At 69.0% G+C, this 9,992-nt stretch carries 6 protein-coding genes and 1 pseudogene; 5 read left to right on the forward strand and 2 right to left on the reverse strand.

The genetic code is table 11. The annotated features are described in order from the left end of the window. Positions 1 to 6: 6 nt before the first annotated feature. The gene (locus OJJOAM_RS23620) at positions 7 to 1,122 is read right to left on the reverse strand and encodes an NADH:flavin oxidoreductase/NADH oxidase (protein ID WP_422650061.1); all 1,116 of its coding nucleotides are present in this window, start codon (positions 1,120 to 1,122) and stop codon (positions 7 to 9) included. Between the two features lie 488 nt (positions 1,123 to 1,610). Here OJJOAM_RS23620 and OJJOAM_RS23625 point away from each other — a divergent pair, with 488 nt between their 5' ends. The 5 genes and pseudogenes from OJJOAM_RS23625 to OJJOAM_RS23645 all read left to right on the forward strand — a co-directional run bounded on the left by OJJOAM_RS23625 (position 1,611) and on the right by OJJOAM_RS23645 (position 7,265). Beyond that, positions 1,611 to 3,188 carry an ABC transporter substrate-binding protein gene (locus OJJOAM_RS23625; protein WP_422651043.1) on the forward strand — a complete coding sequence of 526 codons (1,578 nt, stop codon included), beginning with the start codon at positions 1,611 to 1,613 and terminating at the stop codon, positions 3,186 to 3,188. Positions 3,189 to 3,221: 33 nt separating this feature from the next. Beyond that, entirely contained in the window at positions 3,222 to 4,172 is a 951-nt protein-coding gene (locus OJJOAM_RS23630) for an ABC transporter permease (protein WP_422650062.1), read from the forward strand. Positions 4,173 to 4,207: 35 nt separating this feature from the next. Then, entirely contained in the window at positions 4,208 to 5,077 is an 870-nt protein-coding gene (locus OJJOAM_RS23635) for an ABC transporter permease (RefSeq protein WP_422650063.1), read from the forward strand. 28 nt (positions 5,078 to 5,105) lie between these two features. Further along, on the forward strand, positions 5,106 to 6,170 hold the full coding sequence (locus OJJOAM_RS23640) for an ABC transporter ATP-binding protein (RefSeq protein ID WP_422650064.1): 1,065 nt from the start codon (positions 5,106 to 5,108) through the stop codon (positions 6,168 to 6,170). A 113-nt stretch (positions 6,171 to 6,283) separates the two neighbouring features. Next, a pseudogene (locus OJJOAM_RS23645) lies at positions 6,284 to 7,265 on the forward strand (ABC transporter ATP-binding protein). Positions 7,266 to 7,444: 179 nt separating this feature from the next. Here the strand turns inward: OJJOAM_RS23645 and OJJOAM_RS23650 are convergent. Next, positions 7,445 to 8,470, reverse strand: a complete 1,026-nt coding sequence (locus OJJOAM_RS23650; protein WP_422651044.1) for an LWXIA domain-containing protein — start codon at positions 8,468 to 8,470, stop codon at positions 7,445 to 7,447. Positions 8,471 to 9,992: the final 1,522 nt, after the last annotated feature.

The following is a 9,992-nucleotide window of genomic DNA, read 5'->3' on the forward strand; positions in this document are numbered from 1 at the left end:
TGTCATTCAGCGTTGGCCGAAAGCCGCACCCGCGAACAGGTCCTTGAACTCGCGCGGCTGCGAACGCCAGTACTGCTTCGGCGCCTGGACCTGCGCGCCGAGCTTCGCCGCGGCGTGCCAAGGCCAGCGCGGGTCGTACAGCATCGCCCTCGCCAGCGACACGGCATCCGCCTCGCCGTTGGCGATGATGCTCTCGGCCTGCTCGGGCTCGGTGATCAGCCCGACCGCGATGGTCGGCAGTCCCACCTCGGCCTTGACCCGCTGCGCGTACGGGACCTGATAGCCCGGTCCCAGCTTGATGGCCTGCTGCGGCGACACGCCGCCCGTCGTCACATGGATCGCCGCGCAGCCGCGCCGGGCGAGCTCCTTCGAGATCGCCACCGTGCCCTCGATATCCCAGCCGTTCGGCACCCAGTCGGTTGCCGAAATGCGCGCCCACACGGGACGGTCGGCCGGGAAGGCGGCACGCACCGCGTCGAACACTTCAAGCGGGAAGCGCATCCGGTTCTCGAGGCTGCCGCCGTACTCGTCGTCGCGATGGTTCGCGATCGGCGACAGGAACTGATGCAGCAGATAGCCATGCGCGGCATGGATCTCGATCGCATCGATGCCCAGGCGCGCGGCGCGCTTCGCGGTCTCGACGAAATCGCGCTTGACGCGCTCGAGGCCCGCGCGGTCCAGCGCGACCGGCGGGACTTCGTTCGGCCCATGGGGCACCGCGGACGGCGCCTGGGTCAGCCAGCCCTCGGGCTCGTCCGGACGAATCTGCGAGCCGCCATCCCACGGCGCGCGGCTCGACGCCTTGCGGCCCGCATGCGCGATCTGCATCGCGACCTTGATCGGCGAATAGGCGCGCACGGCCTTCAGCACGCGGGCCAGCGCGGCCTCGTTGTCATCCGAGTACAAGCCCAGGTCGTAGGGCGTGATGCGCCCCTGCGGCGAGACGGCGGTCGCTTCGAGAATCAGCATGCCGGCACCGGACAGCGCCAGATGGCCGAGATGGATCAGGTGCCAGTCGGTGGCATTGCCCTGCTCCGCCGAGTACTGGCACATCGGCGCGATCAGGATGCGGTTGTCGAGCTGCAGGTTGCCGATCTGCAGCGGCGTAAAGAGAGCGGACATCGAGAACCTCTTCTGTGTTCGGGTTGATATCGGCCCTGTCCCGGGCTTGCCAGGCGGGCCAGGCGGGCCTGGCGGGCATTGTGGGGCAACTGAGCGTTTGCTGCAGGGAGCGGGCACGGTCCTGATCGACGCATCTTGGTGCGTGGCCCGCCGATCGTGGTGCTGCGACTCCCGCCGATGGTGCCCGCCGAGGGTGCCGCCCATCATCCCCGCTGACCGCCTCGTCGCGTTTCGAGCGGGACGATCCGCGCCATCGCCGCAGCGGTGCACGAATGGCGATGGCATATCACTTGCTTTGGCAGTCCCGACGTCTCTTCCCGCCGCTTCCCCACTCAGGAGCCATGCCAGTGAACTGCTTCGCCTGCGCTTTCGCATCGATGTCGACCGCCCCTTCGTTCGCTGCCGCCCCGGCATCGGCCACCCGACAACGGCTGAGCGCCATCGGCGCAGCGGTTGCGCTGTCGCTGCTCGCGCTGCCAGGGTCCGCGATGGCCGAGAAGGTATTGCGCATCGGCATGACGGCGGCCGACATTCCCCGCACGCTGGGCCAGCCCGACCAGGGCTTCGAGGGCAACCGCTTCAGCGGCATTCCGATGTACGACGGCCTGACGCAATGGGATCTGTCGAAGAGCGATGGTCCGAGCCTGCTGATCCCCGGCCTGGCCACCGAATGGAAGGTGGACGCGAAGGACAAGACGAAGTGGGTCTTCAAGCTGCGCACCAACGTCAAGTTCCATGACGGCACGCCATTCAACGCCGATGCGGTGGTGTGGAACGTCGGCAAGGTACTGGACAAGACCGCGAAGCAGTTCGACCCCAGCCAGGTCGGCGTGACCGCATCGCGCATGCCGACGCTGCGCTCGGCGCGCAAGATCGACGATCTGACGGTGGAGCTGACCACCTCCGAGCCCGACTCCTTTCTGCCGTACAACCTGACCAACCTGTTCATGGCGTCCCCCACGCAATGGGAGAAGAAGTTCGCCGCGGTGCCGGCCTCGGTCACCGACCCGGTCGAGCGCTCCAAGCAGGCGTGGGTGGCCTTCGCCGCCGACGCGGCGGGCACCGGCCCCTTCAAGATGAGCCGCTTCGTGCCGCGCGAGCGCCTCGAAGTCGTCAGGAACGCGCAGTACTGGGACGCGAAGCGCGTGCCGAAGATCGACAAGGTCGTGATGATGCCGATGCCGGAGGCCAACGCGCGCACCGCGGCACTGCTGTCCGGCCAGGTCGACTGGATCGAGGCACCCGCACCGGACGCCATCGCGCAGATCAAGAGCCGTGGCTTCCAGGTCTACGCCAACGCGCAGCCGCATATGTGGCCGTGGCAGCTGTCGTTCGCGCCGGGCTCGCCGTGGCTGGACAAGCGCGTGCGCCAGGCGGCCAACCTGTGCGTCAACCGCTCCGGCCTGAAGACGCTGCTGGGCGGCTACATGGCCGAGGCCAAGGGCATCGTCGAAGCCGGCAATCCGTGGTGGGGCAATCCCAAGTTCGACATCAAGTACGACCCCGCCGGCGCACGCAAGCTGATGCAGGAGGCGGGCTACTCGGCGGCCAAGCCCGTCAAGGTCAAGGTGCAGGTGTCCGCTTCGGGCTCCGGTCAGATGCAGCCGCTGCCGATGAACGAATACGTGCAGCAGAACCTGAAGGAGTGCTTCATCGACGTCGATTTCGACGTGGTCGAATGGAACACGCTGTTTACCAACTGGCGCATCGGCGCCAAGGATCCGAGCGCCCACGGCGCCAATGCGATCAATGTCAGCTTCGCGGCGATGGACCCGTTCTTCGCCATGGTGCGCTTCGTCAGCAGCAAGACGCAGCCGCCCGTGTCCAACAACTGGGGCTACTTCAGCAACCCCGAGTTCGACAAGCTGATCGAGACCGCTCGCAACGCGTTCGACGACAAGGGCCGCGACAGTGCGCTGGCCAAGCTCCATGCCCGCATCGTCGAGGAGGCGCCCTTCGTGCTGATCGCGCATGACGTCGGCCCGCGCGCGATCTCGAAGAAGGTCAAGGGCGTGGTGCAGCCGCAAAGCTGGTTCATCGACATCGCCACGATGTCGATGGACTGATCCGAACGCGACCGACTGGCCCGGGCCGCCATCATGTCCTACCTGCTTCGCCGCGCGCTGTATGCGTTGCCCATCCTGCTGGGCGTCGCGCTGCTGTGCTTCTCGCTGGTGCATATCGCGCCGGGCGATCCGCTGGTGTCGGTACTGCCTCCCGATGCCTCCGAGGAGATGCGCCGGCAGCTGGCCGCGCTGTACGGCTTCGACAAGCCCTTCATCGAGCAATTCGTGCACTGGCTGACGCGCGCGCTGCACGGCGACCTGGGCACGTCGATCGCTACCAGCCGCCCGGTGATGCAGGAGGTCGCCACCGCGGTCGTCAATTCGGTCCGGCTCGCGGCGGTGGCCACGCTGATCGGCTTCACCTTCGGCTGCCTGTTCGGCTTCGTTGCCGGCTACCTGCGCGATTCGGCGATCGACCGCGCGGCCTCGTTCCTGTCGGTATTCGGCGTCAGCGTGCCGCATTACTGGCTGGGCATGGTGCTGGCCATCGTGTTCTCGGTGATGCTGGGCTGGCTGCCGGCGACCGGCGCCGGACCGGGCGGCTCGGGCGACTGGAGCTGGAACTGGGAACACGTCCAGTACATGCTGCTGCCGGCGATCACGATGTCGGTGATTCCGATGGGCATCGTCGCGCGGACCATCCGCGCGCTGGTGGCGGAGATCCTGTCGAACGAGTTCATCGTCGGCCTGAAGGCACGGGGCCTGTCCGACCTGGCGGTGTTCCGTCACGTGGTCAAGAACGTCGCCCCCACCGCGCTGTCGGTGATGGGCCTGCAGCTTGGCTATCTGCTCGGCGGCTCGATCCTGATCGAGACCGTGTTCGCCTGGCCCGGCACCGGCTTCCTGCTGAACTCGGCGATCTTCCAGCGCGACTTTCCGCTGCTGCAAGGCACGATCCTCGTGCTGGCCGTGTTCTTCGTGCTGCTGAACCTGGCGGTCGACGCGCTGCAGACGCTGTTCGATCCGCGCATCCAGCGCAACTAGCCATCCGGAGAACGCCATGGAAATGACGCTGGACAATGCCGCCGCGCCCGCCGCGGTGGAGCGCTCCCCCCGGCTACTGGACCACGGTAGGCCGCCGGCTGCTGCGCAACAAGCTGGCGATGGGTGCGGCCCTGGTCCTGCTCGCGCTGATCCTCGTCGCGATCCTCGCGCCGTGGCTGATGCCGGCCGATCCCTACGCGTCGTCGATCCTGAAGCGGCTCAAGCCGATCGGCACCGAGGGCTACCCGCTGGGCACCGACGAGCTCGGTCGCGACATGCTGTCGCGCCTGATCCTCGGCGCGCGGCTGTCGCTGTTCATGGGCATCACGCCGGTGCTGATCGCCTTCGTGCTGGGCAGCGCGCTGGGCATCGTGGCGGGCTATGCCGGCGGCTGGACCAATACCGGGATCATGCGGGTGGTCGACATCTTCTACGCCTTTCCGTCGGTGCTGCTCGCCATCGCGCTGTCCGGCACCCTCGGCGCCGGCGTGGGCAATGCGCTGCTGTCGCTGACCATCGTCTTCGTCCCCCAGATTGCGCGCGTGGCCGAGAGCGTCACCACGCAGGTACGCCATCGCGAGTTCGTCGACGCCGCGCGCGCCTCCGGGGCGTCCGCGCTGACCATCGTGCGCGCGCACGTGCTGAACAATGTGCTGGGACCGATCTTCGTCTACGCGACCGGCCTGATCTCGGTGTCGATGATCCTGGCGTCCGGCCTGTCGTTCCTGGGCCTTGGCGTCAAGCCTCCCGAGCCCGAATGGGGCCTGATGCTGAACACGCTGCGCACCGCCATCTATACCCAGCCGTGGGTAGCCGCGCTGCCCGGGGCGATGATCTTCGTGACCTCGATCTCGTTCAACCTGCTCGCCGACGGCATCCGCTCGGCGATGGAAATCAAGGACTGAACCAATGCCGATGTCGATGTCAATGTCGATGACATTCTCCGCGCCGAACGCCGACCTCGGCGGCCCTGCGCAGCCGCTGGTGATCGCGCGCGACCTGGTCAAGCATTTCCCGCTGAAGGGCAGGATTCCCGGGCGCCGCGCCGGCGCGGTACGCGCGGTCGACGGCGTCAGCTTCGACGTGCTCAAGGGCGAGACGCTCGGCGTGGTGGGCGAATCCGGCTGCGGCAAGTCGACCACGGCGCGGCTGCTGATGCAGCTGATCGAGCAGGACAGCGGCGAGCTGATCTTCGACGCGCTGGGCGTCGGTTCCGCCCAGCTGCCGCTCAAGCGCTACCGCAGCCAGGTGCAGATGGTGTTCCAGGACAGCTATTCGTCGCTGAACCCGCGCGTGACCGTGGAGGAGTCGATCGCCTTCACCGCGCGGGTGCATGGCGTTCCGGCGCGCGAGGCGACCGAGCGGGCGCGCCAGCTTCTCGCCCGCGTGGGCCTCGAGCCGCTGCGCTTCGGCGGCCGCTATCCGCACGAGCTGTCCGGCGGACAGCGCCAGCGCGTCAATATCGCACGTGCGCTGGTGCTGCGGCCCCGGCTCGTGATCCTCGACGAAGCGGTCTCGGCGCTCGACAAGTCGGTCGAGGCCCAAGTGCTGAACCTGCTGCTGGACCTGAAGGCGGAGTTCGACCTGACCTATGTCTTCATCAGCCACGACCTCAACGTGATCCGCTATCTGTGCGATCGCGTGATGGTGATGTACCTGGGCAAGGTCGCCGAGATCGGCGATACCGAGGCCATCTACGCCGATCCGGCCCATCCCTACACGCGCGCCCTGCTGGCATCGATGCCGTCGATGGACCCGGACCGGCGCACGCTGGCGCCGCCGCTCGCCGGCGATCCGCCCAATCCGATCGACCCGCCGTCGGGGTGCAGTTTCCATCCGCGCTGCAGCCTGGCCGAGGCCGTGTGCGGACAGCGCGCGCCCGTCCTGTCCGACGCGATGGTCGGTCATCCGGTGGCCTGCCTGATGGCCGACCCGGACGGCGGCCATTCGCGGCCGCTGGTACGGCAGCCGGCGGTCATCGCCGCCGCGCCCTGCTGACGGAGGCCGGCATGCAATCCACCGTATCCACATCGACGCCGGACGCCGCGCCTTCCTGCACCGCGCCTTCGTCCGCGACCCCTTCCACCGCCGCGCCTTCCTCCGCCACGCCGATGATCGCCGTGCGCGACCTGCATGTCGCCTTCGACGCCGGCGGCAAGACCATTCGCGCCGTCAACGGCGTCTCGCTGCAGGTGGCCCCGGGCGAGGCCGTCGCGCTGATCGGCGAGTCCGGCTCGGGCAAGAGCGTGACGTTGCGCGCGCTGATGCGGCTGCATTCGCCCCGCCGCACCACGATGACCGGCGACATCCGCATCGATGGCACCGACCTGATGCGGCTCGATGCCAGGGGCCTGGCCAGGATCCGCGGCGGCACGGTCGCCATGGTGTTCCAGGAACCCTTGCTCGCGCTGGACCCGGTCTACACCATCGGCCAGCAGATCGTCGAATGTATCCGCGCGCATGCCCGCGTCTCGGCCGCGCAAGCGCGCCAGCAGGCCCTGCAGGCGCTCGAGGCCGTCCGCATCCCGAGCCCCGAGCGGCGCCTGGCGGCCTATCCGCACGAGCTGTCGGGGGGGGATGCGCCAACGCGCGATGATCGCGCTGGCCTTGTCCGCCAGGCCGAAGATCCTGTTGGCCGACGAGCCCACCACCGCGCTCGATGCCACCGTCCAGATCCAGGTGCTGATCCTGCTGCGCGAGCTGCAGCGCGCGCTCGGGCTGTCGATCGTGTTCGTGACCCACGATATCGGCGCGGCCGTCGAGATCGCCGACCGTGTCGCCGTGATGTACGGCGGCCGCATCGTCGAGGAAGGTCCGATCCGGACGCTGCTGCGCGATGCGCGCCATCCGTACACCGTCGCGCTGCTGCAAGGCCGCCAGCACGGCATGGCACGCGGCGAGCGGCTGACCGCCATTGCGGGATCGCCGCCGGATCTGGCCGCGCTGCCCGCCGGTTGCAGCTTCGCGCCCCGGTGCGCCCATGCGCGGGCCGAATGCCTGGAACGCGTGCCGCAGCCCGTCTCGCTGGGCGACGGCCATCGCGTCAGCTGCGTGCTGAGCTCGGCGGCCGAGCTCGCCCGGGCCGTGGCCTGACACCCTGGAGCGGCCCCCAACCATCGCGCATCGTTCCGCCTCTCGCGGTCGGCGGTCGCGTTCGCCGAACACGGGTTCCCGCCCGCCGCGTGAGCGAGGCGGTCGCCCTGGCCCGGCGATGGGCTGAGCCGAGCCACGATCTGAGCCCGGCTACGGCCCGGGCCCTTCCCCCGCTTTCCCTACCGCGTCACGTCCAGCTCCCATCCGGGCTCGATGTGGTCCGGATTCTGCGCGAGGTTGTACTGCGGATTCAGGTTGATCAGCTCGCGCAGCGCGTAGGCGGCGACCTGCTCGTCCGTGGTCATTGCCTCGGCCTCGGCCTCCTGCTTCTGCCCGTCGGACAGCAGCGTATCGAGGTTGGTCGCCGCGATGCCCCACAGCGTCCCGCTCTCGACGCCGGCATGGTAAGGCTGCACGACTACGCGTCCGTTGCGCGGCCGCGGGTGTTGCGGAGGCTGGGGTTCCGGTTTCTGCGGAGGCGGTTCGGTGGTCGGCGGCTTGGGTTCCTGCGACGGCGTTTCCGAGCGCGGCGGTTCCTGCGGAGCTGGCTGCGTCGGCGACGGCTCCTGGGTCGACGGGACCGATGGCGTCGACGACGACGGCGTCGGCGTCGGCGTACGCGGGTGGTCTTCCTCGTCGCTGCCCAGCGTCTCCAGCAGTATCTTCATGCCGAAGTTGACGATCACGCCGCCGCCCAGCAGCACCAGTCCATACGGCATCGCGCGGCCGAAGAACTCCCATTTGCGCGGCAGCAGCGACTGGTCCGGCTTGAGCTGGATATTGCCGCCCTTGTCGGCCGCCAGCTTGTTGAACTCCCGGTTGGCGACGCCGCGCTCGACGCGCGACTGCAGGAAGGCGCCGACGCCGAAGGTCGCCAGGCTGGCCGCGCCGATGCCGCCGGCCACGCCGCCGTATGTCATCACGTCCGTGACGGCCAGCGGGATCGCGCCGGCCGCATACATGCTCATCACGAACTTGCGCGTATGGGCGGCGGGCAGCGCGGGCAGCTTGACCTTGGCGTGGTGGGCGATGCGGTTGGCGACATTGAAGGTCGCCAGCACGCCGTTGGCCGCCAGGAAGGCCGTGTTGCTGTAGGTCGCGACATTGCCCAGGTCCACGCCGTGATGCATGAACCAGGTCACCGTGGTGGCGTTGTTGATCGCCAGCGTACCGATCTGCAGGCCATCGTTGAAGCGCCCGGCCATGGTGTCCGGCGTCAGCAGCGCCGTGCCGGCCTGCTTCAGCGCCTGGACCGCGACCGCGACCTCTTCCGTCGAGGGCTTGTTGGTTTCGGCCTTCACATGGCGCTCGAGAACGTCGAGATGCTTCGCGAAAACCTCGCGATTTTTTCTCGCTGATCCCCCACATCGCCGCGCGGTCGCCCGTCAGGGCCTTGCGCAGCCAGACGATGTCGGCCTGGGTCTGCCGCTCGACGTGGCGGATCACGCGGTTGCTGAAGGCCGTGCGGCCGGCCGCGACGCCGCCTCGGTAGATGAAGCAGGAGCCGGCCACCACCACCGCCGCGGCGGTGCCGGGCGTCGGCATGAACGGCATGGCCGCGGCCCCGGTGGCGAAGGCTCCGCCGACCGAAGCCGCGACGGTGGCGCGCAGCTTCCATGGACGTGGCGTCGGCGTGGGCGCCGATGAAGACGGTGTCGGCTGCGGGGTAGTCTGCGCCGGCTTGCCCGCCTGGCTGGCGGTCTCGGCGGTTGGCGGCTGCTCGGCGTCGGGATCGGGCCTGGCGGGCTGTGCCGGCTTGGCTGCGCCGGCAGGATCGGCGGAATGGGCAGCCGCCTCGGCGGCCGCCGTCTCCTCGGGCTCGGGGACCGGCTTGGCGGATTTGCCGGACTGCGCCGCGTTGGCCGCATTGGCCTCGTTTGCCGCGTTGGCCGCATTGGCGGCATTGTGCGGATCGGTGGCACCCGCCGACTCGGCCGACTCGGCCGACTCGGCCGACTCCTTCGGCTCCGGCGATGCCGCCCCATCGGGCTCCGGCTCGCCGCCATGCCGGAACGTGGCCGAGCGCACCGCGCCCTGCGGATCGGTCGCGACGCGGGCGACGTTGGCCTGCGCGGCCTCGCGCATCCTGGCCAGCACCGTCACCACGGCCTGCCCGTGCGCGGCCAGCCCGCCGCCGGGCTCGACGGACATCACGTCGGCGATCTTGACGCTGCCGTCAGCGAAGAAGGCGAACTCGACGTCCTGCAGCAGCAGGCCGCGGCCGTCCGCGCCGTTCTCGATGCCGTGTTCGATCGCATCGAGATCGCGCAGCGTGCGTGCGTTCATCCGCGCCGCGTACTGCGGCAGCAGATTGCCGTTGCCGTCGAGCAGCTCGGCGCTGCCCGCCAGATAGCGCTCATAGACGATGGCCGGATGGCCCAGCACCGTATCGCCGTCGCCACCATGGATGCGCAGCGTCGGCATGCCCAGCGCCTGCACCTGGGCCATTGCCTCGCGTTCGGCGCCCATCGGGAAGGCCGCGATCATGCTGTCGTTGCCCAGCCCCACCGCATGGCTGTTGCCAAGCGCAAACACCGTCTTGATCGCGCCCGAGCCGAGCCGCGGGCCCAGATAGTCGGCCAGATCGACGGGCGTCTGGCTGCCATCGTCGTGCACCAGCCGCACCGCATCGACACCGTCGACCGCGAAGCTGCGGTTGGCATGGCGATACGGTTGCGGCTGCAGCGTTTGCCATGCGATGCCGTCCTGATCGAGCTTCAGTACGGG

It is taken from the genome of Cupriavidus sp. H18C1, from assembly GCF_049311595.1.
Taxonomy (GTDB): Bacteria; Pseudomonadota; Gammaproteobacteria; order Burkholderiales; family Burkholderiaceae; genus Cupriavidus; species Cupriavidus cauae.

Bases quoted from the DNA above. Each gene is read 5' to 3' on its own strand.
- OJJOAM_RS23640 (WP_422650064.1), top strand. From the start codon at position 5,106: ATGACATTCTCCGCGCCGAACGCCGACCTCGGCGGCCCTGCGCAGCCG.
- OJJOAM_RS23635 (WP_422650063.1), top strand. From the start codon at position 4,208: ATGCCGCCGCGCCCGCCGCGGTGGAGCGCTCCCCCCGGCTACTGGACC.
- OJJOAM_RS23650 (WP_422651044.1), bottom strand. From the start codon at position 8,470: ATGGCCGGGCGCTTCAACGATGGCCTGCAGATCGGTACGCTGGCGATC.
- OJJOAM_RS23630 (WP_422650062.1), top strand. From the start codon at position 3,222: ATGTCCTACCTGCTTCGCCGCGCGCTGTATGCGTTGCCCATCCTGCTG.
- OJJOAM_RS23620 (WP_422650061.1), bottom strand. From the start codon at position 1,122: ATGTCCGCTCTCTTTACGCCGCTGCAGATCGGCAACCTGCAGCTCGAC.
- OJJOAM_RS23625 (WP_422651043.1), top strand. From the start codon at position 1,611: ATGGCCGAGAAGGTATTGCGCATCGGCATGACGGCGGCCGACATTCCC.